This is a genomic window from Spirillospora sp. CA-108201, assembly GCF_050936235.1.
In the GTDB taxonomy this organism is placed as follows: Bacteria; Actinomycetota; Actinomycetes; order Streptosporangiales; family Streptosporangiaceae; genus Spirillospora.
This window is the reverse complement of sequence record NZ_JBNJNE010000001.1, coordinates 2871381-2895623: the sequence shown is the minus strand read 5'-3', so window position 1 is coordinate 2895623 and position 24243 is coordinate 2871381. Positions and strand designations below refer to the sequence as shown.

Genomic DNA, 24243 nt, shown 5'->3' with positions numbered 1-24243 from the left:
GCGCGCGCTGCGCCCCGGAGGCGGTAACGTCAACGGTCATGCACCCGGTCGCCTACATACCGAGTCCCTCGCAGGGCGTCTGGCACCTCGGTCCCGTGCCGCTGCGCGCCTACGCCATCATGATCATCCTCGGCATCGTCGCCGCGGTCTGGCTCGGCGAGCGCCGCTGGGCCGCCAAGGGCGGCACGCCCGGCGTGATCATCGACGTGGCCGTGTGGGCGGTGCCGTTCGGCCTGGTCGGCGGGCGGCTCTACCACGTGGTCACCGACTACCAGCGCTACTTCGGGGAGGACGGCGACCCGGTCCGGGCGCTGGAGATCTGGAAGGGCGGCCTCGGCATCTGGGGGGCCGTCGCGCTCGGCGCGGTCGGCGCGATCATCGGCTGCCGGCGGCGCGGGATCTCGGTGCTCGCGCTCGGCGACGCGGTGGCCCCCGGCATCGCGCTCGCGCAGGCGATCGGCCGCTGGGGCAACTACTGGAACCAGGAGCTGTACGGCCGCCCGCTGGACGCCTTCTGGGCACTGAAGATCGATGAGAACCACCGGCCGTTGCTGGACGGCGGGCCCGGCCTCGACCCCAAGTACGCCGACGTCGCCACCTACCACCCGACGTTCCTGTACGAGTCGCTGTGGTGCGTCGGCGTGGCGATCCTGGTGATCTGGGCCGACCGCCGCTACAAGCTCACGCACGGCCGCGCGTTCGCCCTCTACGTCGCCGCCTACACCGTCGGGCGCGGCTGGATCGAGGCGCTGCGCATCGACGACGCCCACCACGTCCTCGGGCTGCGGCTCAACGACTGGACGTCCATCGTCGTCTTCGCCTGCGCGGTCGCCTACCTGTACCTGGCCCGCGGCCGCACCGGCCCGGAGAACGTCGGCGCCCCGGCCACCGCGGCCGCGACGTCCGCCGCCGTCCCGTCCGCGGACGAGCCCGAGGCGAAGGCCGAGCCGCAGGACGGCATCACGGCCGAACCCGCCGCCACCGAGGCCGCCGCGGACGAACCCGCCGCGGAGCACGCGGACGAGCAAGCGGCCGTGGAGCCCGCGGCGCATGACGAGACGGCCGGGGCCGAGGAGCCCGTCGCGGAGGCCGAGGAGCCGGAGGCGGCGCCCGAGGAGCCGGAGGCCGCCGCGGAGCCCGAGCCCGCTCCCGAGGCCGCGAAGGAAGAGCCGGCGCCGGAGGCGGAGGCCAGCGAGGCGGCCGAGCGGGAGAGCGAGCCCGAGCCGGAGCCCGACGCGGAGCCCGACGCGGAGGCCGAACCCGGCGCCGATCCCGGCGCGCAGGCCGAGCCCGAGGCCCCCGCCGCCGAGGCGTCGGACGAGGCCGGGAAGAATGAGGCTGACGGTGCCGCCGGCCATGACGGTGTGGAGAAGGGGGAGCCCGTCAAGGACGGGAAGTAGGAAACGGGGACGGTGTCCGATACAGGCGAGAAGCACGGCGTGCGACCGGAGCAGCACCACCAGCACCGGGACGTCACCGGCGGCTGGCTGCGGCCCGCGGTGTTCGGCGCGATGGACGGGCTGGTCTCCAACTTCGCCCTGATCGCCGGGGTCGCGGGCGGCCAGGCGACCCAGAAGGTCGTGCTGCTGGCGGGCCTCGCGGGCCTGGCGGCGGGCGCGTTCTCGATGGCGGCGGGGGAGTACATCTCGGTCGCCTCCCAGTCGGAGCTGGCGCTGGCGGAGATCGAGGTGGAGCGGCTGGAGCTGGCCCGCCACCCGGTGGCCGAGCAGCGGGAGCTGGCCGAGGTCTTCGAGGCGCGCGGCGTCGACCCGGAGACGGCCGCCGAGGTCGCGCGGCAGCTGTCCCGCGACCCCGACGAGGCGCTGGAGGTGCACACCCGGGAGGAGCTCGGGGTGACGCTCGGCGACCTGCCCTCGCCGGTCCTGGCGGCGGGCTCGTCGTTCCTGTCCTTCGCGGTCGGCGCGCTGCTGCCGGTGCTGCCGTACCTGCTGGGCGCGACCAGCCTGTGGCCCGCGGCGGGCATCGCGGCGCTCGGCCTGTTCAGCGCCGGGGCGCTGGTGTCGCGGATCACGGCCCGCGCGTGGTGGTTCGGCGGGTCGCGGCAGCTGCTGTTCGGCGCCGCCGCGGCGTTGATCACCTACGGATTCGGCGCGCTGATCGGCAGTAACGGGCTGTAGCTCCAAGGAATCTGGGCGAAACACCCTTTTGGGCGCGCGAGGGGGACCGGGACCGCTAAGCTCCGGGGCTGTGATCGAGGCTTCTGACACCGGTTCCGCCGAGGCCGCGCAGGGCCGCCGGCGGGACTTCTGGCCGGAGGACAAGTCCGGCCGCAAGCTCCCCAGTCCGAAGCTGCTGCTCGGCGCGGCCGCCGCGCTGGTCGCGGTGGTCGTCGCGGTGGTCGCGGTGGTCCTGCTGACCGGCGGGGGCGACGAGGCGAAGCCGCAGCAGCGGGCGACGCCGACCGCGTACGCGCCGGACTACCTGGGCGAGGGCTTCGCCAAACTCGCCTCGCGCTCGAAGGACCCCCGTCCGATCACCGAGGGCGAGGCGTTCTCCGCCAAGACGCTGAAGTCGGGCAAGTACACGTTCACGATGGCCGAGTCCAAGCTGAGCTCCGACTGCAAGGCCGCAACCTGGGGCGGCCGGCTGCAGGGCGACCTCGCCAAGTACCAGTGCAGCCAGATCGCCCGCGCGGCCTACGTCAGCGCCGACAAGAAGCACGTCGGCCAGTTCGCCGTGATCAACCTCGTGAGCGAGGAGGGCGTCAAGCAGATCCTCCGCGACCTGGAGCCGGCAACCGGCGCCGGCTGGGTGTCCCCGCTGCAGCCGAAGGGCGTCCCCGCGTTCGGGCCCGGCTTCACCGCCGCCTACACCAAGACCTACGGCCACTACGCCGTGGTCACCTGGGTGGAGCGGGCCGGCGGCGCGCAGCCCGCCTCGCTGAACGAGATGATCGATGTGAGCCTGGCCGTCGAGAACGCCGCCGACTTCCTGTACGGGCGCCTCGACCTGGTCTCCGGCGGGAAGGCCGGGCAGTGAGCCGGCCGGGTGCGGGCGCGCCGCCCGCCCGCGGCGAGTAGTCTGCGCGGTCGTGGACCCCGACGAGCACCACCGCCGCGGCTCGGGGCGGCCTCCGGCGAGCCGTCCGGGCCGCCGGCAGCCCGCCGCGCGCCGCACGGCGCAGCCCCGGTCGGGCGGCCGCCGGACCCCGCCGCCCCGCCGCACGGCGGCCCGCCGGGAACGCCCCGCCCCGCCGCCTCCGCGGACGCCCTACGACGAGGCCCCGTACGAGGACGCCCCGTACGGGGACGCCTCCTACGGGGACGCCCCGTACGGGGACGCCTCCTACGGGGACGCCCCGTACGGGGACGCCTCCTACGGGGACGCCCCCTACGAGGACGCCGTCCAGGAGGACGCGTTCGCGCGCGACGAGGACGCCCGCACCGCTCTCCCGCCCGAGGGGCCTGCCGGTGGCCAGGCCCGTCCCAGGCGGCCGGAGAAGCGGGGCAAGGCCCGGCGGGGCAAGGCGCAGCGGGGTAGGCCCCAGAGCGGGAAGGCGCAGCGCGGCAAGGCCCGGCGCGGTGAGGCCGAGAACGCGGGCGGTCCCCCGGAACGTTCCGGCGGGCCGGAGCGCCGGCCGGGAGCGGCACGGCGTGCGGGCGGGCCGGGGCCGAGGCTGTACTTCGGTGCGGCGGCGGTCCTGGGGGTGCTGGTGCTGCTCGGTGTCGGCGCCGCCGTCCTGAGCGGCGGCGACTCCGCCCCGAAGTCCGCGGGCGCCCCCGTCCCGCCGGTCGGGCGGCCCGCCGGGACGGGGCCGTCGCCGACGTCCTACTCCAGTTCGCCGTCCGGCGCCGCCTACGCCGGGATCGCGAACCGCAGCGCGGACCCGAAGCCCCTCACGGAGGGCGAGGCGTTCCCGTCCTCGGCGGCGAAGCTGCCCCTTCCGGAGGGGACGGTCTCGGTGAAGCTGCGCGCCAAGCGGCTGGACGGCGACTGCGCCGCCGCCGTCTGGGGCGGATCCGTCGGCGAGGAGCTCGGCAAGGGCGGCTGCACGCAGGCGGCGCGCGTGATCTACTCCGACACCGAGCGCGGGTACGCGCTGGCCGTCGCCGTGTTCAACCTCGCCGGGTCGGCGGACGCCGACCGGTTCGTGGCGCGGCTGGAGAGCACGATCGGCGCGGGCTTCGTCCGGCCCCTGGAGGCGCCCGCCCCGCTGGACCGCTTCGGGCGGGGCTTCGGCATGGCGCGGGGCCTCGCGATGGGGCATTTCGCGGTGGTGTCGTGGGCGCAGCGCCTGGACGGCAAGGGCGACGAGAAGGACGAGAACCTGCTGTCGCTGCTGATCGAGGGCGGCAAGGCCCCGGCGGTGCTCGGCCGCGCGGCCCGCGGGACCGGCTGAACCCGTCCGGCTGAGCTCGTCCGGGAGGGTCCGGGCCGGGCGAGGTCCGCCCCGGGTCAGGGGAAGGGCCCATTTCGGTAGGTCTTCGGCGTGACGCCGTAAACATCGCGTACCGGTGACGATCCTCACCGAGGTCAGAGCGTTCCGCGGCCGGACCCAGCCGGTAGCCTGGTCTCAACCACTCGAAGATGACCCACGCCCGATCGCGCCGAAGAAGTTTCGCGATCTGGTGCAGTCGGGCATGATCCCGGCAGTGATGTAATGTCATCTCACCGCAGCAGGGCCAACGTCGTCCCGTGCCGCACTGACATCGAAGCAGTGACACGACGACGGGAGGGTTGATGGCTGCTGCTGCCCTCACACCTGATGGCCGTGCACCGGGCCGCCCCCAGCCGCAGGGCCTGTACGACCCTGCGAACGAGCACGACGCCTGCGGCGTCGGCATGGTCGCCGACCTGCACGGACGCAAGAGCCACGACATCGTCCAGAACGCCCTGGACGTCCTGAAGAACCTCGACCACCGGGGAGCCGTCGGCGCGGAGCCGGACGACGGCGACGGCGTCGGGATCCTCGTCCAGATCCCGGACGCGTTCTTCCGCGAGGTCTGCGACTTCCCGCTCCCCGAGGCCGGCGGCTACGCGGCCGGCGTGGCGTTCCTCCCCGCGGACGGCGACGAGCGCGCCGCGGCGGTCGCCCACGTCGAGACGCTGTGCGTGGAGGAGGGCCTGACGGTCCTCGGCTGGCGCGAGCTCCCGCACGACCCCGACTTCACCGGCCCGGCCGCCCGCCGGGTCATGCCGCACTTCGCGCAGCTGTTCGTCGCGCCCGCGGACGGCGGCCCGCACGAGGGCACGACCGGCCTGGAGTTGGACCGCGCCGTCTTCTGCATGCGCGAGCGCGCCGAGCAGGACGTCCGGGTCTACTTCCCGAGCCTGTCCAGCCGCACGATCGTCTACAAGGGGATGCTGACGACCCCGCAGCTGGAGCCGTTCTTCCCCGACCTGTCGGACCGCCGCTTCACCAGCGCGATCGCGCTGGTCCACTCGCGGTTCTCGACCAACACGTTCCCGGCCTGGGAGCTGGCGCACCCGTACCGGTTCATCGCCCACAACGGCGAGATCAACACCGTGAAGGGCAACCGGAACTGGATGCGGGCCCGCGAGGCGCTGCTGAAGTCCGACCTCCTGCCCGGCGACATCTCCCGGATCTTCCCGGTGATCGACATCGAGGCGTCCGACACCGCGTCCTTCGACGAGTGCCTGGAGCTGCTGCACCTCGGCGGCCGGTCGCTGCCGCACGCGGTGCTGATGATGATCCCGGAGGCGTGGGAGAACCACACCGAGATGGACGCCGAGCGCCGGGCGTTCTACGAGTTCCACTCCACGCTGATGGAGGCGTGGGACGGCCCCGCCAGCGTCAGCTTCACCGACGGCACCGTCGTCGGCGCGGTCCTGGACCGCAACGGGCTGCGCCCGGGCCGGTACTGGGTGACCGACGAGGGCCTGGTCGTGCTGGCCAGCGAGGCCGGCGTGCTCGACATCCCCGCCTCCAAGGTCGTCCGCAAGGGCCGCCTGCAGCCCGGCAAGATCTTCCTGGTCGACACCGCCGCCGGGCGGATCGTCGAGGACGACGAGGTCAAGGCCGAGCTGGCCGCCGAGCACCCGTACGGGGAGTGGCTGCACGAGGGCCTGGTCCGGTTCGAGGAGCTGCCGCAGCGCGAACGGGAGGTCCCGACCCACGAGACGCTCGTCCGGCGGCAGCAGACGTTCGGCTACACGCTCGAAGAGCAGCGGATCATCCTGACGCCGATGGCGCGGACGGGCGCGGAGCCGATCGGGTCGATGGGCACCGACAGCCCGATCGCGGTGCTCTCCGAGCGCCCGCGGCTGCTGTTCGACTACTTCAAGCAGCTGTTCGCGCAGGTCACGAACCCGCCGCTGGACGCGATCCGCGAGGAGCTCGTCACCTCGCTGCAGTCCACGCTCGGCCCGGAGGGCAACCTGCTGGACCCCGGCCCGGACTCGTGCCGGCGGCTGGTGCTGCCCACCCCCATCCTGGACAACGACGAGCTGTCCAAGATCATCCACATCGACGACGAGGGGTCGCTGCCGCACCTGGCCGCGCACGTCGTCCAGGGCCTGTACGACGTCGCCGGCGGGGGAGAGGCCCTGCGGGCCCGCCTGGAGGAGATCGCCTCCGAGGTCAGCCGGGCCATCGAGGCCGGCGCGCGGATCATCGTGCTGTCGGACCGCGGCGCCGACTCCGCCCGCGCCGCGATCCCGTCGCTGCTGCTGACCGGCGCCGTGCACCACCACCTGATCCGGGAGAAGACCCGCACCCAGGTGGGCCTGGTGATCGAGACGGGCGAGGCCCGCGAGTGCCACCACATGGCGCTGCTCATCGGGTACGGCGCATCCGCGATCAACCCGTACCTGGCGATCGAGACCGTCGAGGACCTCGTGCGCGGCGGGGTGATCGAGGGGCCGGACCCGGCCAAGGCCGTCCGGAACCTCGTGAAGGCCTACGGCAAGGGCGTCCTGAAGGTCATGTCGAAGATGGGCGTGTCCACGGTCGCGTCCTACACCGGCGCGCAGATCTTCGAGGCGATCGGGCTCGGCGCGGACGTGGTGGCGCGCTGCTTCACCGGCACCACCTCCCGGCTCGGCGGCGTCGGCTTCGACGTGCTGGCCCGCGAGGTCGCCGAGCGGCACGCCCGCGCCTACCCGCCGGGCGGCAACGACCTGGCGCACCGCACCCTGGAGGTCGGCGGCGAGTACCAGTGGCGCCGCGAGGGCGAGCCGCACCTGTTCAACCCGGACACGGTGTTCAAGCTGCAGCACGCCGCCCGCACCCGCCGCTACGAGATCTTCAAGGAGTACACCTCCAAGGTCGACTCGCAGGCCGAGAAGCTGATGACGCTCCGCGGGCTGTTCCGGCTCCGCGAGGGCGACCGGGAACCGGTGCCGGTCGAGGAGGTCGAGCCGGTATCGGAGATCGTCAAGCGGTTCTCCACCGGCGCGATGTCCTACGGCTCCATCTCGGCGGAGGCGCACGAGACCCTCGCGATCGCGATGAACCGCCTCGGCGGCAAGTCCAACACCGGCGAGGGCGGCGAGGACCCGGCGCGCTTCACCCCGGACGAGAACGGCGACCTGCGGCGCAGCGCGATCAAGCAGGTGGCGTCCGGCCGGTTCGGCGTGACCTCGGAGTACCTCACCAACGCCGACGACATCCAGATCAAGATGGCGCAGGGCGCCAAGCCCGGCGAGGGCGGCCAGCTGCCCGGCCACAAGGTCTACCCGTGGATCGCCAAGACGCGGCACTCCACCCCCGGCGTCGGCCTCATCTCGCCGCCGCCGCACCACGACATCTACTCGATCGAGGACCTGGCGCAGCTCATCCACGACCTGAAGAACGCCAACCCGGCGGCGCGCGTGCACGTCAAGCTCGTCTCCGAGGTCGGGGTCGGCACGGTCGCGGCCGGGGTGTCCAAGGCGCACGCCGACGTGGTGCTCATCTCCGGGCACGACGGCGGCACGGGCGCGTCCCCGCTGACGTCGCTGAAGCACGCCGGCGCGCCGTGGGAGCTCGGCCTCGCCGAGACCCAGCAGACGCTGCTGCTGAACGGGCTGCGCGACCGCATCGTCGTGCAGACCGACGGGCAGATGAAGACCGGCCGTGACGTCGTCGTCGCGGCGCTGCTCGGCGCCGAGGAGTACGGCTTCGCGACCGCGCCGCTGGTGGTGTCGGGCTGCATCATGATGCGGGTCTGCCACCTCGACACCTGCCCGGTCGGCGTCGCCACCCAGAACCCGGTGCTGCGGCAGCGGTTCTCCGGCAAGCCCGAGTTCGTGGTGAACTTCTTCGAGTTCGTCGCCGAGGAGGTCCGCGAGTACCTGGCGGCCCTCGGGTTCCGGTCCCTGGACGAGGCGATCGGCCACGTCGAGATGATCGACACCCGGGAGGCGGTCGAGCACTGGAAGGCCGCCGGCCTGGACCTGGCGCCGATCCTGCACGTCCCGGCGAAGGTGGAGGGCGCGGCCCTGCACCGGGTCACCGAGCAGGACCACGGGCTGGAGAAGGCCCTGGACAACACGCTGATCCAGCTCGCCGAGGGCGCGGTCTCGTTCGGCGACCAGGTGCGGCTGGAACTGCCCATCCGCAACGTCAACCGGACGGTCGGGACCATGCTCGGCCACGAGGTGACCAAGAAGTGGGGCGGCGGAGGGCTGCCCGACGACACGATCGACGTCACGTTCACCGGTTCGGCGGGCAACTCCTTCGGGGCGTTCGTGCCGCGCGGCGTCACGCTGCGGCTGGTCGGGGACGCCAACGACTACGTCGGCAAGGGCCTGTCCGGCGGGCGGGTCACGCTGCGTCCCCCGGGCGACGCCGCGTTCGCCGCCGAGGAGCAGATCATCGGCGGCAACGTGATCCTGTACGGCGCCACGTCCGGCGAGCTGTTCGCCCGCGGGGTCGTCGGCGAGCGGTTCTGCGTCCGCAACTCCGGCGCCACCGCGGTCGTCGAGGGCGTCGGCGACCACGCCTGCGAGTACATGACCGGCGGCCGCGCGGTGATCCTCGGCCGGACGGGGCGCAACCTCGCGGCCGGCATGTCCGGCGGCATCGCCTACGTCCTGGACCTGGTGCCCGAGCGGGTCAACGGCGAGATGGTCGACCTGGAGCCGCTGGACGCCGCGGACGTGGACTCCGTCCGGGCGCTGACCGAGCGGCACCTGGCCGAGACCGGCTCGGCGGTGGCCCGGCGGCTGCTGGAGGACTGGGACGCCGCCGCCGCCCGCTTCACCAAGATCATGCCGCGTGACTACCGGCGGGTCCTGGACGCGATGGCCAGGGCCGAGGCCGAGGGGCGCGACGTCGACGAGGCCGTCATGGCCGCGGCGCAGAGCTGAGAGAGGGGGACTTCCAACATGGCTGACCCGAAGGGTTTCCTCACCGTCCGGCGGGAGCTCCCGAAGCGCCGCCCGGTCGACGTGCGGATCAGGAGCTGGTCGGAGGTCTACGAGGACTTCGGCAAGGACCGGCTGGAGAAGCAGGCGAGCCGCTGCATGGACTGCGGCATCCCGTTCTGCCACCAGGGCTGCCCGCTCGGCAACCTCATCCCCGAGTGGAACGACCTCGTGTACCGCAAGGACTGGCAGGAGGCCGTGGAGCGGCTGCACGCCACCAACAACTTCCCGGAGTTCACCGGGAGGCTGTGCCCGGCCCCGTGCGAGAGCGCCTGCGTCCTCGGCATCAACCAGGACCCGGTGGCCATCAAGCGGGTCGAGGTCGAGATCATCGACCGGGCGTTCGCGGAGGGCTGGGTGCGCCCGCAGCCGCCGTCCGTCCAGACCGGCAGGAAGGTCGCGGTGGTCGGCTCGGGGCCCGCGGGCCTCGCCGCCGCCCAGCAGCTCACCCGCGCCGGCCACGACGTCACGGTGTACGAGCGCGCCGACCGGATCGGCGGCCTGCTGCGCTACGGCATCCCCGAGTTCAAGATGGAGAAGCGGCACCTCGACCGGCGCCTCGCCCAGATGCGCGCCGAGGGCACCGCCTTCCAGACCTCGGTGAACGTGGGCGTCGACGTCACCGCGGACGACCTGCGCGCGTCCCACGACGCCGTCGTCCTGGCAGGCGGCGCCACCGCGTGGCGCGACCTGCCCGTCCCGGGCCGCGAGCTCAAGGGCGTCTACCAGGCGATGGAGTACCTGCCGCCCTCCAACAAGGCGCAGGAGGGCGACTACGAGGAGTCGCCCATCTCGGCGAAGGGCAGGCACGTCGTCGTCATCGGCGGCGGCGACACCGGCGCCGACTGCATCGGCACCGCGATCCGGCAGGGCGCCGCGTCGGTCACCCAGCTGGAGATCATGCCGCGGCCGCCGGAGGCGCGCCCCGACGGCCAGCCCTGGCCGACGTACCCGATGCTGTTCAAGGTCGAGAGCGCCCACGAGGAGCTCGCCGGCATGGGCGGCGACCGCGTGTACGCCGTGTCCACCACCGAGTTCCTCGGCGACGAGGACGGCAACGTCCGCGCCCTGCGGCTGGTGGAGGTCGGCGGCCCGCAGACCGGGTTCGCGCCCGTCGAGGGCACCGAGCGGGAGATCCCCGCCGAGCTGGTCACGCTCGCCATGGGCTTCCTCGGCCCGCAGCGCGAGGGCCTGCTGGAGCAGCTCGGCGTCGAGCTTGACCAGCGCGGCAACGTGGTCCGCGACGGCGACTACCGGACGTCCGTGGACGGCGTCTACGCCGCGGGCGACATGGGCCGCGGCCAGTCCCTGATCGTCTGGGCCATCGCCGAGGGCCGCGCCGCCGCGCACGGCGTCGACGCCTACCTCGGCGGACGGACCGACCTGCCCTACCCGATCCCGCCCACGGCGCGCCCCCTCACCTGACCCGCACAGCGAGAGACAGGGCCCTGGAGGACCTCCTCCAGGGCCCTGCCGCCGTGCGGGGCACGCCATCGGCCGGTGAGCGGCTCTCCTGTCGGTGCCCTGTGCCAGCATCGGAGCATGGGAAACGTTCGGGCAGGCGCGCGGCCCACCCTGGACACCGCCGTCCTGCGCCGGATGAGGCTCGCCCGCGACGCGATGGACCGCGAGTGGGCCGAGCCGCTCGACGTCTCCGCCGTCGCCGCCCGCGCCGGGTACTCGCGCTACCACTTCGTCCGGCTGTTCCACGAGGTCTACGGCGAGACGCCCGGCGCCTACCTCACCCGCCGCCGCATCGAACGCGCGCAGGATCTCCTGCGCAACGCCAACCTGACCGTCACCGAGATCTGCATGCAGGTCGGCTTCACCAGCCTCGGCACGTTCTGCACCCGCTTCAAGCAGCAGACCGGGACGACGCCCACCGAGTTCCGCAGGCGCGCCCGCGCCGGCGCCGCCTCCGCCATCCCCGGATGCTTCGTGCTGTTCTGGGCGGGCGGCTTCCGCAAGCAGCAATAACCGAGAAGGCCGGGCCGGCCCCCGCGCCCTAGCGTGGACGCATCATCCCTGTTCACAAGGAGGCACCGGCATGATCACCAACCTCGGACTGGCCACGGTCTGGGTGCTCGACCAGGACTCGGCCAAGGAGTTCTTCACCGGCAGGCTGGGCCTGGAGGTCCGCGACGACATGACGCTCGGCGACGGCGGGATGCGCTGGGTCACCGTCGGCGCCAAGGGCCAGCCCGAGCTGAGCCTCGCCCTCATGGTCCCCGGCCCGCCCACCATGGACCCCGACTCCGCCGCCCAGATGAGGGCGCTCATCGCCAAGGGCGTCCTCGGCGCCGGCGCCTTCAACACCGACGACTGCCAGGCCGAGTACGAGCGCCTGACGGCCCGCGGCGTCGAGTTCGTCCACCCGCCCGAGAAGCGCCCGTACGGGATCGAGGCGATCTTCCGGGACGACTCCGGCTGCTGGTACAGCCTCACCCAGCCCTTCGACGAGCTCGACGAGACCGCGCCCTGGAGCGGCTGACCCCGGAGCGGCCGGCCCGGGGTCGGATCAGCCGGTGAGGCGGCCGAGCTCGCGGAGCACGTCCACCAGCCGCTCCACGTCGGACTTCGTCGTCCGCCAGTTGAGCGGCGCCGGACGGAACACCGTCATGCCCCGGTAGGTGCTGGTACCCGCGTAGACGCGGCCGTCCGCGAGCAGCGCCTCGCCCAGGCGCGCGTTCAGCCCGTTCAGCTCCTCCTCCGGGACGCCGTCCGGGCGGTACCGGAAGCACGCGATGCACAGCCGCACCGGAGCGAGCAGCTCCAGGTCGGGCGCCGCCTCGACGAGCCCGCCCAGATGGGCGGCCACGTCGAGGTGACGCTCCACCATCTCCCGGTACCCGTCCCGCCCGTACGCCCGCAGCGTCGCCCAGATCGGCAGCGCCCGCGCGCGGCGGGACGACTCCGGGCCGAGCATGTTGTAGTTGACCCGCTCATCGTCGGCGTCCGGCAGGTACGCCGCGCCCCACGCCCCGAACGCGCGGCTCAGCGCCGCCGGATCGCGCACGAAGGAGAACCCGCTCTCGTACGGCACGTTCAGCCACTTGTGGCCGTCCGCCGTGACCGAGTCCGCCCGCTCGACGCCCCGCGCGAGGTGGGCCGTCCGGGGGCTCAGGGCCGCGAACAGCCCGAACGCGCCGTCCACGTGCAGCCAGGCCCCGTGCCGCTCCGCCAGGTCCGCCAGATCGGCGACCGGGTCGCTGTCGCCCGTGTTCACCTCGCCGAGGTTCGCCACGATCACCGCGGGCGCGCCCGCCCCGGCGAGCGCGGCGTCCATCGCCTCCAGATCGACCCGCCCGGCGTCGTCGCGCGCGAACGTCCGCAGGGTGTCCCGGCCGCAGCCGAGGATCTGCAGCGCCTTCCGGGTGCTGACGTGCACCAGCCCGCTGGTGAGCACCGGCATCTCCGGCAGCCCCGCCAGTCCCCGCGCCGCCACGTCCACGCCGTGCCCGGCCGCCCACCATTGCCGCGCGGCCGCCAGGCCCGCCACGTGCGCGAGCGTGGCGCTCGGCGTCAGCACGCCGCCGAACCCCGCGGGCAGCCCGAACAGCTCCTTCAGCCAGCGCAGCACCACCGTCTCCGCCCGCGCCGCCAGCGGCGACGTCAGCCACAGCCCCGCCGCCTGGTCGAGCAGCGACGCCGTCCAGTCGCCCGCCATCGCCGCCGGCGTCGACCCGCCCACCACGAAGTGGAAGAACCGCGGCCCGGACGAGTGCGTCGCCGCCCGGGTGCCGATCCGCACCAGCCGCTCGACCGCGGCCACCGCGCCGTCCCCCGTGTCCGGAAGGGGCCCGTCCAGCTCGTCCAGGAGCGGGTCCTGCGCCCGGTCGTGGACGGGCCTGTCCGGCAGGCTCGCCAGGTACGGCTCCGCCGCCCGCGCCACCACCGCGAGCGGGGCACCGGCGATGTCGCGTTCGTCAAGCGGATCGCTCATGGCGCAAGGAGATCACAACCCCGGTGCCATCGGGAATGTCGAGAAACGCGAGAAAGAGGGCAACTTGTGGTCTTCGCTGGTGGTCGGCTACGGTCCCGCCTGGGTTCGCCCTGCGGTCGCCGGAACACCGGCGGGGGGCCGCCCGCACCCCGCGACGCGGGATCTCATGGGCCCGGCCACCCACCGCTGGGGTGGCCGGGCCCGCCGCCGCGCAGCCCCACGGCCGTTTCCTACAAGACGCCCGCTCCCTGCCCGGCTAGCGTCAGAGCCATGAAAGTCCTGCACGAGAACGGCCTCGCGCGCGCCGCTGAGTTCATGCGCCTCAACGCCCGCCTCATCGACCGGCACCGCTTCGCCCTCCACTTCCGCGGCGGCCCCGCCGCGCCGGTCCTCACCGCCCTCAGGGCCTACGAGAACCCCGACGGCGGATACGGCCACGCCCTCGAACCGGACCTGCGCGGCGAGGACAGCCAGCCCGTCCCCGCCCAGCACGCCCTCCAGTTCCTGCACGAGGCCGGCGCCGACGGCGACCCCGCCGTCACCCGCATCGCCGGCCACCTCGCCTCCATCACCGCCGACGGCGGGGGAGTGCCGTTCGTCCTGCCGACCGTCCGCGACGCCCCGCACGGCCCCTGGTGGCGGACGCCCGACGACCCGCCCGGCGCCGTCAACCCCACCGCGACCCTCGCCGGCATGCTCCACCGGGCCGGCGCCGACCACCCCTGGCTCGGACCCGCCACCGACTTCTGCTGGCGCTACCTGGAGGCCCCGGACGCGGAACCCGGCGGCTACGACGTCCTCGCCGTCCTCACCTTCCTCGACCACGTCCCCGACCGCGACCGGGCGGAGAACGCCTTCACCCGCGTCCGCGACATCCTCGCCGCCCACGCCGCCAGCGACCACCAAGGGCCCCTCGACTTCGCGCCCGCCCCCGGCGGATACGGGCACCGGCTCTTCGACGCCGCCGACATCGACGCCCGCCTCGACGCCCTCATCGACGAGCAGGGCGACGACGGCGGCTGGGACGTCTCCTTCCAGATCTGGACACCCGTCACCGGCCCCGAATGGCGCGGCCACATCACCGTCGAACGGCTCATGACCCTGCGCGCCTACGGGCGCCTCAAGCCCTGACCAGCCCGAACGGGGTCACAGAAGGTTCCGGAGCGGCTCGCCCGCCAGGTCCCGCACCTCGTGCGCGAAATGGGCCTGGTCGGCGTAGCCCGCCGCGTACGCGACCTCCGCCGGCGGGCCGCCCGCCCGCGCCAGCCCCAGCGCCCGCTGGAACCGCAGCACCCGCTGCAGCGTCTTCGGCCCGTACCCGAACGCCGCCAGCGACCGGCGCCGCAACTGCCGCTCCCCGATCCCGAGCGCGCCCGCCACCTCGCGGACCGACCCCTCCGCCAGACCCCCGACCACCGCCGGGACCAGCGGATCCGCCGGCGCCGCCCGGGCACGCACGGCCGCCACCAGCGCCGCGCGGCGGTCGTCGGCGGCCGCCACCGCCTCCGCCAGCCGGTCGGCCTCCCCGCCCCACAACTCCCGCAACGGCACCCGCCCGTCCCGCAGCGCGTCCGCCGGGACGCCCAGCACCGGCGGCGCCGTCCCCGGCGCGAACCGCACCGCCGCGACCTCCTCGCCCGGCCGCACGACCGCCGGAATCGGGCCCGTGTCCGGCCCCGCCACCAGGATCCCGCCGTCCGACCAGATCAGGTCGACGCAGCCGTCCGGCAGCACGCGCTGGAGGAACGGCTCGGCGTCCGGCGCCAGCGCCGCCGTCCAGGAGCAGGCCAGCCCCGGCGTCCGGTACTCGCGGTAGCCCGTGGGGTTCACCCTTCCTGCATACCACCCGCCTTCACGGGCAGGGGCCCCAGAACCGTCGACGCCACCGACCACACCGGGATCGACGGCCTCGTCCTCCCCGGCGGCGTCGCCGACCCCGACTTCCTGCGGACCGACCCCGGCACCCTCGCCTTCGCCCGGTCGTTCTTCGACGCGGGCAAGCCCGTCGCCGTCATCTGCCACGGCCCGTGGACCCTCATCGAGGCCGACGTCGTCCGGGGGCGGACCGTGACGTCCTGGCCGAGCCTGCGGACCGACCTGCGCAACGCGGGGGCGACCTGGGTGGACGAGGAGGTCAAGGTCTGCGAGGACGGCCCCGACACCCTGGTCAGCAGCCGCAGGCCCGACGACCTCAAGGCGTTCTGCCAGGCCGCCGTGGAGGCGTCCGAACGGTGACGCGGCCACATGTGGTCTAGACCTCTGACCTAGACCACTGGGTGAACCCCGGGGGACCATATCCTGCACGAATATCCGTACCGACAAGTAACTAAGTACGGTTGTGGGCGTGACCCGTCGAGCGAAGATCGTCAGCACCATCGGTCCGGCCTGCTCCAGCAGCGAGCAGATCCACGCCCTCGTCGAAGCCGGCATCGACGTCGCCCGCCTCAACATGAGCCACGGCGAGCATGCCGTCCACGAGGAGGTCTACCACCGGCTCCGCGCCGCCGCCGACGCCACCGGCCGCGGCGTCGGCATCCTCGCGGACCTGCAGGGCCCCAAGATCCGCATCGGGCGCTTCCCCGACGGCCCCGTACGGCTCACCCTCGGCGACGAGTTCACCATCACCACCGACGACGTGCCCGGCACCCGCCGCGAGGTCTCCACCACCTACCAGGGGCTGCCCGGCGACGTCAGCGCCGGCGACACCGTCCTCATCGACGACGGCCGCGTCGCCCTCAAGGTCACCGCCGTCGAGGGCCCCCGCGTCCGCACCACCGTCACCGTCGGCGGCATGGTCTCCGACAACAAGGGCCTCAACCTGCCCGGCGTCCCGGTCAGCGTCCCCGCCCTCACCGAGAAGGACGAGCACGACCTGCGCTGGGCCCTGCGCCTCGGCGTCGACCTCGTCGCCCTCTCCTTCGTCCGTACCCCCGCCGACGCCGACATCTGCTACCAGATCATGGAAGAGGAGGGCATCCGCGTCCCCCTCATCGGCAAGATCGAGAAGCCGCAGGCCGTCGAGCGGCTCCCCGAGATCGTCGCCGCCTTCGACGGCATCATGGTCGCCCGCGGCGACCTCGGCGTCGAACTGCCCCTCGAACAGGTGCCGATCGTCCAGAAGCGCGCCATCGAACTGTGCCGCGAGAAGGCCCGCCCGGTCATCGTCGCCACCCAGATGCTCGAATCCATGATCTCCGCGCCGCGCCCCACCCGCGCCGAGACCTCCGACGTCGCCAACGCCGTCTTCGAGGGCGCCGACGCCGTCATGCTCTCCGGCGAGACCAGCGTCGGCCAGTACCCCATCGAGTCCGTCCTCACGATGAGCCGCATCGTGCAGACCGCCGAGCAGGCCGCCCTCCAGGCCACCCACACCCTGGAGCGCATGCCCGAGACCATCGGCGGCGCCATCGCCCGCGCCGCCGCCGAGGTCGGCGCGATCGTCGGCGCCGAGGCCCTCGCCGCCTTCACCATGTCCGGCGAGACCGCGCGGCGCCTGTCCCGCTACCGCTCGCCGATCCCGCTGCTCGCCTTCACCTCCGTGCCCGCCGTCCGCGGCAGGCTCGCCCACGTCTGGGGCGTCGAGACCTTCATCGTCCCCCAGGTCGACCACACCGACACCATGGTCCGCCAGGTCGAGCAGGCCCTCCTCGAACTCGGCCGGTTCCAGAAGGGCGACAAGGTCGTCGTCGTCGCCGGCTCGCCCCCCGGCACCGCCGGCTCGACCAACGCCCTCCGCGTCCACAGCCTCGGCGACGCCATCGCCATCCCCCACTGACCAACCGCCCCTGCCGGGCACCGCGCGACCCGCACCCCGCGCGGTGCCCGGCTCCCCCATCTCCACGCCCGGCCGCGCGCACCCTGGGCGCCGCGCACCCATCACCGGCCGGTCTCAATTCCACGACGCTCCGGAAACCCGCCGCGCCCTCAGTACTTCGGCCCGACGAACGCGTCCAGCCGCGCCACCGCCTCCCTCCTCGCGACCGAGACGTTCTTCTCGTTCATCTGCGTCCACGCGATCCCGAGCCGATCCAGCGCCCCGGTGAACAACCCCTGAATGTCCAGCGACACATTCGCGAAGTTGTAACGGGGGTATTCGTACCAGCGGTCCCCGTCGCGGAGCCGCTTGCGCACGCGGTTCGTGACCCGGCATCCGTCCGAATGGATCAGCCCGCGGACGAACTCCTCCGTGCGCTCGTCGACGATCTCCCGCTGCCACCCCGCAAGCTCGATCTTTCGTGTGTGCTTCATTCCCGGACCGTGCTGGGGGAACAGGCAGGGCCAGTGGGTGGAGTACGACCCCACCATCGTGCAGCCGGGCTTCCGACGGCGTCCGACCCGGGACGGCAGGACCGCGCCCACCGCCTCGGCGGCGGCGTCGATCAGGCCGGGCCAGGTGTCGGAACAGGCGATTTCCAGGCGGTGGACGCCGTTGGGCTGCCGGGCGAGATGCCCGTCACCGAGGTAGAGACCGAGAAGGTAGGAGTAAGCCGCGGGATCGACCGCCCGATCGTGGCAGCGGGGGCATGACGGGGGAGTGAGGCTTGCGGCCTTTTCGGGGTGCTTCTTCCAGTTGCTCAGTGTGGACGTGGGGATGCCGGTCTGGCGGTGGACTTCAGCGATGGTGAAGCCTGCCGCCAGCAGGCGTAACGCCGGTGGGCGCTGTCGCGGATCGTACATGCCCGTAGTCTCGCGACCGCCACTGACAGTCTGAGTGTGATCACTTTTCGTGACCCGCCGGAGTGGTGCTATTGCTGATCTCGAAGCTGGGTCGGAATGGAGACGGGATCTTCTCTGGTGCTCAGTGAGCTCATTCGTGCGCACGATGTTCAGCCACCCGCGAGGGGAACACTGCCTCGCCATGGGAAAGCGCCGCCGCGGACGCGGAAGAGGAATGTCAGCGTCTGGCTGGAAGTGCCGGGAGCGGGATTCGAACCCGCACGCCCTTTCGGACAAATCCTTTTGAGGGATTCGTGTCTTCCGTTCCACCATCCCGGCATTTATCCGGACATGTCCCGTTTTTGCCCGGTTTGCCGCCTCGTGTGGGGCGACGGGGACCAGGGTAGCGGGTTTCGGTAGGGTCGTGGGCGTGGAGAGCGCTCGGCGAGTTGTGATCGCGGAAGACGAGGCCCTGATCAGGCTGGACCTGAAGGAGATGCTTCAGGAGGACGGCTACGAGGTGGTCGGGGAGGCGGGGGACGGTGAGACGGCCGTCCGGCTCGCCGGGGAACTGAAGCCCGACCTCGTGATCCTCGACGTGAAGATGCCCGTGCTGGACGGCATCTCGGCGGCCGAGCGGATCTCCGCGGAGCGGATCGCGCCGGTGGTGATCCTCACCGCGTTCTCGCAGCGCGAGCTCGTCCAGCGGGCGACCGACGCGGGCGCGATGGCCTACCTCGTCAAGCCGTTCTCCAAGACCGACCTCACGCCGGCGATCGAGATGGCGGTCAGCCGGTACACCGAGCTGCGCGCGCTGGAGGCCGAGGTCGCTGGGCTCCAGGAGCGGCTGGAGACGCGCAAGCTCGTCGACCGCGCCAAGGGTCTGCTGCAGCAGGCGCACGGCTGGTCCGAGCCCGAGGCCTTCCGCTGGATCCAGAAGACGTCGATGGACCGGCGGCTCACGATGCGGGCCGTCGCCGAGGCCGTCGTGGCGGGCGCCTCCGGGGGCCGGGACGAGTCCGCCGCGGGCTGACTCCTCAGCGCGGTCGAACCCCCGGTTGTCAAGGGCCAAAGCCCAGGTACCGGACCGGGCCGCCCACGTCACGTTTCGTAATCGTCCCAGGCAACGCCCGGTATCGGATGGGCACAGGGGAGTAACGAACGAGTAACCCTTCGATCGGGGGGTCCTGTTCTGGGGTGGGTCGACGGTGTACGACATACCTGGTCCCCGAGTGACCGGTTTCCTCCCTTGGGAGGGGAGCGGCGTCGGGGCTTCACTCGTACCCGATCCCCTCCCGGATCCGGATGGAAAGGTTGGGCACCTTGCGGCGCAACAAGATGAGGATCACCGGCGCGGTTGCGGTGAGCGCGGCGCTCGCGCTCAGCGCCGTGGCGTGTGGTGACGGCGATAGCGACTCCGGCAACGGCAACGAGGTCACGATCGGGTTCATGGGTGACCTGACCGGTGAGAACTCGGGCCTGGTGATCCCGCCCAAGCAGGGCGCGCAGCTGGCCATCGAGCAGTACAACGCCACGAACCCGAAGGTCAAGATCAAGTTCAAGACCTACGACAGCCAGGGCAAGCCGGAGCAGGCGACGACGCTGGCGCAGGGCGCGATCAAGAACGACAAGATCTCCGCCCTGATCGGCCCGGCGTTCTCCGGTGAGTCGCAGAGCGTCGCCCCGATCCTCGAGGAGGCCAAGATCCCGAGCGTGTCGCCGTCGGCGACCAACATCACGCTCGGCGAGAAGGGCTGGAAGTTCTGGCACCGGGTGGTGGCCGACGACGCCGTGCAGAGCGACGGCGCCGCGAACTTCCTGGTGAACTCGGTGAAGGCGAAGAAGATCTTCACGGTGTCGGACAACCAGGACTACGGCAAGGGCCTGGCCGACGCCATCGGCAAGGCCGCCGGCGCCAAGGGCGTCCAGACCCAGACCGACGCGGTGGACGACAAGGCGACGGACTACTCCTCGACCGTCAACAAGATCAACCAGTTCAAGCCGGACGCGGTCTACTTCGGCGGCTACTACGCGGTGGCGGGGCGGCTGTTCAAGCAGCTGCGCGAGGCCGGCTACAAGGGCAAGATGATGTCCGGCGACGGCTCGCTGGCGACCGGCCTGATCGAGGGCGCCGGCCAGGCGAACGCGCAGGGCGCGCTGCTGAGCTGCGGCTGCCTGATCGACGCCGAGGGCAAGACGAACCCGAAGGCCAAGAAGTTCGCCGACGACTACAAGGCGAAGTTCAACTCCGAGGTCGCGATCTACTCGACCGAGGGCTTCGACGCCGCGACGGCGTTCATCGAGGCGGTCAAGGCCGGCAAGACCGAGCCCGAGGACATCAACAGCTTCCTCAAGACCGAGGACGTCCAGGGTGTCGGGAAGCAGATCAAGTTCGCCGAGAACGGCGAGCTGGCGGCCAAGGACATCTTCATCTACGAGGTGAAGGACAACAAGCTGCCGCTGCTCGGCAACAGCAACGAAGCGAAGGTCTCCTAGGGCGTCACCCGCCCGGACCGACCGCCCCCGGCCCCGGGGGCCCCTGATGGCGCGGGAGCGGGAGCGCTACAGCGCTCCCGCTCCTTTCGACGAAGGCGACGAAGGTGCTCGACGACTTCATCAATCAATTCTGGCCGTCGACCGTCGACGGGCTGGCGCTGGGCGCGATCTACGCGCTGCTGGCGCTCGGCTACACGATGGTCTACGGCGTGCTCCGGCTGATCAACTTCGCGCATGCCGACATCTTCATGGTCGGCACGTTCGCGGCGCTGTGGACGGTGCGGTCCCTGAACGTGTCCGCGGTGGGCGGCATCGCGCTGATCGGCGTGGTGGCGCTCATGGCCGTCGTCGGCGGCGCGGTGGCGGGCGGCGGCGCGATGCTGCTGGAGGTGGCGGCCTACCGGCCGCTGCGCAAACGGGGGGCGTCGAGACTCGCGGCGCTGATCTCGGCGATCGGCGCGTCGATCTTCATCCAGCAGCTGATGGGCACGGTGCTCATCCACCGGGTGTTCGGCACGTCGAAGGAGGGCGGCAAGCTCGACGTCAACGAGCACTTCAAGAAGCTGTCGGACGTGGTGGACGTCGGTCCGATCCTCATCCGCAACGACCAGTTGATCGTGTTCCTGGGCGCGGTGCTCATGATGGTCGCGCTGGACCAGTTCGTGAACCGCACGAAGCTCGGCCGGGGTATCCGCTCGACGGCGCAGGACCCGGAGACGGCCGTGCTGATGGGCGTGAACATCGACCGGGTCGTGCAGGTGACGTTCCTGGTCGGCGGGGTGATGGCGGGTGTGGCCGCGGCGCTGTACTTCCTGCGTTTCGAGAGCACGAACTACTTCGTCGGCTTCCTGCTCGGCATCAAGGCGTTCACGGCGGCGGTGCTCGGCGGCATCGGCAACCTCCGGGGCGCCCTGGTCGGCGGGTTCACCCTCGGGTTGCTGGAGATGTACGGTTCGAGCTTCTTCGGTTCCCAGTGGCGCGACGTGGTCGCGTTCTCGGTGCTGATCCTGGTCCTGATGTTCCGTCCCACCGGCATCCTCGGTGAGTCCCTCCAGCGGGCGCGCGCATGAACCTCACGAAGAAGGCAAACGGCAATGGCGGCGCGGGCGGCCTCCGCTCGGCGCGCGACCGGTTCTCCCTGGACCCGCTGCGCGACTGGTGGGCGTCGGCCCCCGGTGCGGTGCGGTGGGTCGTCTACCTGCTGCTGATCGTCGGCGCTCTGCTGCTGCCGAGCGAGGCGATCGGCTCGTTCATGGCGCCGAGCGGCAGCGACTGGCCGTCGATGCTGAGCAGCCAGATCGCGATCTACGTGCTGCTGGCGATCGGGTTGAACGTGGTGGTCGGCATGGCCGGCCTCCTCGACCTCGGGTATGTGGCGTTCTACGCGGTGGGCGGCTACACGATGGCCATCTTCGCGACGCGCTACGAGTGGAACTTCTGGGAGTCGCTGGGGCTGGCGATCGGGTTCTCGGCGCTGGCGGGGGTGATCCTCGGCGCGCCGACGCTGCGGCTGCGCGGCGACTACCTGGCGATCGTCACGCTGGGCTTCGGTGAGATCGTCAAGCGGACGGCGAACAACAGTTCGTACGTGAACGGGCCGCGCGGCGTGCAGGGGATCCCGCATCCGCCGTCGCTGTCGGAGTTCGAGATCCTGGGCGTGCAGCCGCTGAAGTACGGGCTGCTGGACGCGCGGCCGTACTACTACCTGCTGGTGCTGTTCATCATCGTCGCGATCGTCTTCGTGAAGCGGCTGGAGCGGTCGCGGGTGGGCCGCGCGTGGGCGTCGATCCGGGAGGACGAGGACGCGGCGGAGTTGATGGGCGTGCCGACGTTCAAGTTCAAGCTGGCGGCGTTCGCGATCGGCGCGGCGATCGGCGGGAGCGGCGGCGTGGTGTTCGCCGGCCAGATCACCTCGATCAACCCGCAGAACTTCGAGTTCCTGGTGTCGGCGCTGATCCTGGCCGGGGTGGTGCTGGGCGGTTCGGGCAACCTTCCGGGCGTGATGCTGGGCGCGGCGGTGCTGGCGTGGCTGCCCGAGCGGTTCCGGTTCCTGCACGACTACCGGATGCTGATCTTCGGTGCCGCGCTGGTCATGATGATGATCTTCCGCCCGGAGGGTCTGTGGCCGTCGCGGCAGCGGAAGGCGGAGCTGGCCGAGGGCACCGGCGGCATGGGCGGCATGGGCGCGGAGGTGGCCGGTCCGGGCCCGTCCGGCGCGGCCGCCGTGGAGGAGGGCAAGTGAGCGAGGCGAAGGGCGCGTCGCCCGTCCTGGAGCTGCGGGACGTCGTCATGCGGTTCGGCGGCGTGGTCGCGCTCAACAAGGTGGACATCACGATCCGCGAGGGCGAGATCTTCGCGCTGATCGGCCCGAACGGGGCGGGGAAGACGACGGTGTTCAACGTGACCACCGGCGTCTACCGTCCGACCGAGGGGCAGGTGGTGTTCCGCGGGAAGCGCATCGACGGCAAGAAGCGCTACGTCGTGACGAAGCTGGGTGTGGCGCGCACGTTCCAGAACGTGCGGCTGTTCCACAACATGACGGCGATGGAGAACGTCATGGTGGGCGCGGACGCGCACCACCGGACGGGGTTCGTCGGGGCGGCGCTCGGGCTGCCGTGGCATCGCCGCGAGGAGCGCCGCGGGCGCGAGCGGGCGCGGGAGCTGCTGGAGCTGGTGGGGATCCCGCACCGCGGCGAGGAGGCGGCGAAGAACCTGCCGTACGGCGACCAGCGGCGGCTGGAGATCGCCCGGGCGCTGGCCACGGAGCCGAAGCTGCTGCTGCTGGACGAGCCCGCGGCGGGCATGAACCCGGCCGAGAAGGTGGCGCTGCAGCAGCTGATCCGCGACATCCGGGACACGGGTGTGACGGTGCTGCTGATCGAGCACGACATGAGCCTGGTCATGGGCATCAGCGACCGGGTCGCGGTGCTGGACTTCGGCCAGAAGATCGCGGACGGCCTGCCGGCCGAGGTGCAGAACGACCCGCGGGTCATCGAGGCGTATCTGGGGGCTCCTGCCGATGCTTCTTGAGATCAGTGACATCCACGTCCACTACGGGAAGATCGCGGCGCTGAAGGGCATCACCGCGGAGGTCGGGCAGGGGGAGATCGTCACGCTGATCGGCGCGAACGGCGCCGGGAAGACGACGACCCTGAAGACCGTCTCGGGGCTGCGCGGGCTGTCGTCGGGCGCGATCCGCTTCGACGGCCAGGACATCAGCAGGATGCCCGGGCACAAGCGGGTGCTGGTCGGGATCGGGCAGGCGCCGGAGGGCCGGGGGATCTTCCCCGGCATGACGGTGGAGGAGAACCTGCTGATGGGCGCGTACGCCCGGAAGGACGATCCCGCCAAGGAGCTCGCCGAGGCGTTCGACCTGTTCCCGCGGCTGGCCGAGCGCCGCAAGCAGATGGGCGGCACGATGTCGGGCGGCGAGCAGCAGATGCTCGCGATCGGCCGGGCGCTGATGGCCAAGCCGAAGGTGCTGCTGCTGGACGAGCCGTCGATGGGTCTGGCGCCCATGCTCGTCCAGCAGATCTTCTCGATCATCCAGGAGATCAACCGGCGGGGCACGACGGTGCTGCTGGTGGAGCAGAACGCGCAGCAGGCGCTGCAGATCGCGCACCGGGCGTACGTGCTGGAGACGGGCCGGGTGGTCAAGTCGGCGCCGGCGGCGGAGCTGCTGGACGATCCGGAGGTCCGGGCCGCCTATCTGGGCGGTGAGCTGGGCGAGGGCGCCGCTCCGGTGGCCGTGGACGACGGCCCGGCGGAGGAGGGTCCTTCCGGCGGCTCCGGCGAGGAGACCGCGAAGTAGGGCTCGT

21 protein-coding genes and 1 tRNA gene are annotated in these 24243 nt (G+C 72.1%); 17 read left to right on the top strand and 5 right to left on the bottom strand.

The window, feature by feature from the left end; all coding sequences use genetic code 11:
- Positions 1 to 38: 38 nt before the first annotated feature.
- The 8 genes from lgt (at position 39) to ACQEU6_RS14070 (ending at position 11821) form a co-directional block, all read left to right on the top strand.
- Positions 39 to 1400: a prolipoprotein diacylglyceryl transferase gene (gene lgt / locus ACQEU6_RS14105; protein WP_499332121.1), complete on the top strand. Its 1362-nt coding sequence runs from the start codon at positions 39 to 41 to the stop codon at positions 1398 to 1400.
- A 39-nt stretch (positions 1401 to 1439) separates the two neighbouring features.
- A complete protein-coding gene (locus tag ACQEU6_RS14100) occupies positions 1440 to 2138 on the top strand; it encodes a VIT1/CCC1 transporter family protein (RefSeq protein WP_499332119.1) in 699 nt (232 codons plus the stop codon).
- Between the two features lie 70 nt (positions 2139 to 2208).
- Positions 2209 to 3000, top strand: a complete 792-nt coding sequence (locus ACQEU6_RS14095) for a hypothetical protein (RefSeq protein WP_499332117.1) — start codon at positions 2209 to 2211, stop codon at positions 2998 to 3000.
- Positions 3001 to 3052: 52 nt separating this feature from the next.
- Positions 3053 to 4360: a hypothetical protein gene (locus ACQEU6_RS14090; RefSeq protein ID WP_499332115.1), complete on the top strand. Its 1308-nt coding sequence runs from the start codon at positions 3053 to 3055 to the stop codon at positions 4358 to 4360.
- A gap of 341 nt (positions 4361 to 4701) precedes the next feature.
- The gene (gene gltB / locus ACQEU6_RS14085) at positions 4702 to 9273 is read left to right on the top strand and encodes a glutamate synthase large subunit (protein ID WP_499332113.1); all 4572 of its coding nucleotides are present in this window, start codon (positions 4702 to 4704) and stop codon (positions 9271 to 9273) included.
- Positions 9274 to 9291: 18 nt separating this feature from the next.
- A complete protein-coding gene (locus ACQEU6_RS14080; RefSeq protein WP_499332111.1) occupies positions 9292 to 10755 on the top strand; it encodes a glutamate synthase subunit beta in 1464 nt (487 codons plus the stop codon).
- Between the two features lie 117 nt (positions 10756 to 10872).
- On the top strand, positions 10873 to 11307 hold the full coding sequence (locus ACQEU6_RS14075; RefSeq protein WP_499332109.1) for a helix-turn-helix transcriptional regulator: 435 nt from the start codon (positions 10873 to 10875) through the stop codon (positions 11305 to 11307).
- Between the two features lie 70 nt (positions 11308 to 11377).
- Complete coding sequence (locus ACQEU6_RS14070) at positions 11378 to 11821, top strand: VOC family protein (protein WP_499332106.1); 444 nt, start codon at positions 11378 to 11380, stop codon at positions 11819 to 11821.
- A 27-nt stretch (positions 11822 to 11848) separates the two neighbouring features.
- Here the strand turns inward: ACQEU6_RS14070 and ACQEU6_RS14065 are convergent, their stop codons facing one another.
- A complete protein-coding gene (locus ACQEU6_RS14065) occupies positions 11849 to 13273 on the bottom strand; it encodes a pyridoxal phosphate-dependent decarboxylase family protein (protein WP_499332103.1) in 1425 nt (474 codons plus the stop codon).
- Between the two features lie 270 nt (positions 13274 to 13543).
- On the opposite strand from ACQEU6_RS14065, the gene ACQEU6_RS14060 reads away from it, so the two are divergent.
- Entirely contained in the window at positions 13544 to 14404 is an 861-nt protein-coding gene (locus tag ACQEU6_RS14060) for a hypothetical protein (protein WP_499332100.1), read from the top strand.
- 15 nt (positions 14405 to 14419) lie between these two features.
- Here the strand turns inward: ACQEU6_RS14060 and ACQEU6_RS14055 are convergent, their stop codons facing one another.
- Positions 14420 to 15103, bottom strand: coding sequence for a DUF6597 domain-containing transcriptional factor (locus ACQEU6_RS14055; RefSeq protein WP_499332098.1), 684 nt, complete (start codon positions 15101 to 15103; stop codon positions 14420 to 14422).
- Between ACQEU6_RS14055 and ACQEU6_RS14050 the strand changes: the two genes are divergently transcribed.
- Both ACQEU6_RS14050 and pyk read left to right on the top strand, forming a co-directional pair.
- The gene (locus ACQEU6_RS14050; protein WP_499340185.1) at positions 15011 to 15508 is read left to right on the top strand and encodes a DJ-1/PfpI family protein; all 498 of its coding nucleotides are present in this window, start codon (positions 15011 to 15013) and stop codon (positions 15506 to 15508) included. The genes ACQEU6_RS14055 and ACQEU6_RS14050 overlap by 93 nt on opposite strands.
- Before the next feature lie 109 nt (positions 15509 to 15617).
- On the top strand, positions 15618 to 17048 hold the full coding sequence (pyk, locus tag ACQEU6_RS14045; RefSeq protein ID WP_499332096.1) for a pyruvate kinase: 1431 nt from the start codon (positions 15618 to 15620) through the stop codon (positions 17046 to 17048).
- Positions 17049 to 17197: 149 nt separating this feature from the next.
- Here the strand turns inward: pyk and ACQEU6_RS14040 are convergent, their stop codons facing one another.
- Complete coding sequence (locus tag ACQEU6_RS14040; protein ID WP_499332093.1) at positions 17198 to 17950, bottom strand: helix-turn-helix domain-containing protein; 753 nt, start codon at positions 17948 to 17950, stop codon at positions 17198 to 17200.
- A gap of 235 nt (positions 17951 to 18185) precedes the next feature.
- A tRNA-Leu gene (locus tag ACQEU6_RS14035) sits at positions 18186 to 18268 on the bottom strand.
- Positions 18269 to 18359: 91 nt separating this feature from the next.
- Here ACQEU6_RS14035 and ACQEU6_RS14030 point away from each other — a divergent pair.
- Positions 18360 to 18962: an ANTAR domain-containing response regulator gene (locus ACQEU6_RS14030; RefSeq protein ID WP_499332090.1), complete on the top strand. Its 603-nt coding sequence runs from the start codon at positions 18360 to 18362 to the stop codon at positions 18960 to 18962.
- A 241-nt stretch (positions 18963 to 19203) separates the two neighbouring features.
- Here ACQEU6_RS14030 and ACQEU6_RS14025 read toward each other — a convergent pair whose 3' ends face one another.
- A complete protein-coding gene (locus ACQEU6_RS14025) occupies positions 19204 to 19380 on the bottom strand; it encodes a hypothetical protein (protein ID WP_499332087.1) in 177 nt (58 codons plus the stop codon).
- Between ACQEU6_RS14025 and ACQEU6_RS14020 the strand changes: the two genes are divergently transcribed.
- The 5 genes from ACQEU6_RS14020 (at position 19379) to ACQEU6_RS14000 (ending at position 24236) form a co-directional block, all read left to right on the top strand.
- Positions 19379 to 20425, top strand: coding sequence for a branched-chain amino acid ABC transporter substrate-binding protein (locus tag ACQEU6_RS14020; RefSeq protein ID WP_499332085.1), 1047 nt, complete (start codon positions 19379 to 19381; stop codon positions 20423 to 20425). The two genes, ACQEU6_RS14025 and ACQEU6_RS14020, sit on opposite strands and share 2 nt — an antisense overlap.
- Before the next feature lie 104 nt (positions 20426 to 20529).
- The gene (locus tag ACQEU6_RS14015; protein ID WP_499332082.1) at positions 20530 to 21495 is read left to right on the top strand and encodes a branched-chain amino acid ABC transporter permease; all 966 of its coding nucleotides are present in this window, start codon (positions 20530 to 20532) and stop codon (positions 21493 to 21495) included.
- On the top strand, positions 21492 to 22667 hold the full coding sequence (locus ACQEU6_RS14010) for a branched-chain amino acid ABC transporter permease (RefSeq protein ID WP_499332079.1): 1176 nt from the start codon (positions 21492 to 21494) through the stop codon (positions 22665 to 22667). The genes ACQEU6_RS14015 and ACQEU6_RS14010 overlap by 4 nt, the downstream gene beginning before the upstream one ends.
- 47 nt (positions 22668 to 22714) lie before the next feature.
- A complete protein-coding gene (locus ACQEU6_RS14005; RefSeq protein WP_499340183.1) occupies positions 22715 to 23455 on the top strand; it encodes an ABC transporter ATP-binding protein in 741 nt (246 codons plus the stop codon).
- Positions 23445 to 24236 (top strand): ABC transporter ATP-binding protein, encoded by a 792-nt coding sequence (locus ACQEU6_RS14000; RefSeq protein WP_499332077.1) that lies wholly within the window; start codon positions 23445 to 23447, stop codon positions 24234 to 24236. Before ACQEU6_RS14005 ends, ACQEU6_RS14000 begins: the two co-directional genes overlap by 11 nt.
- The last annotated feature ends 7 nt before the right edge of the window (positions 24237 to 24243 follow it).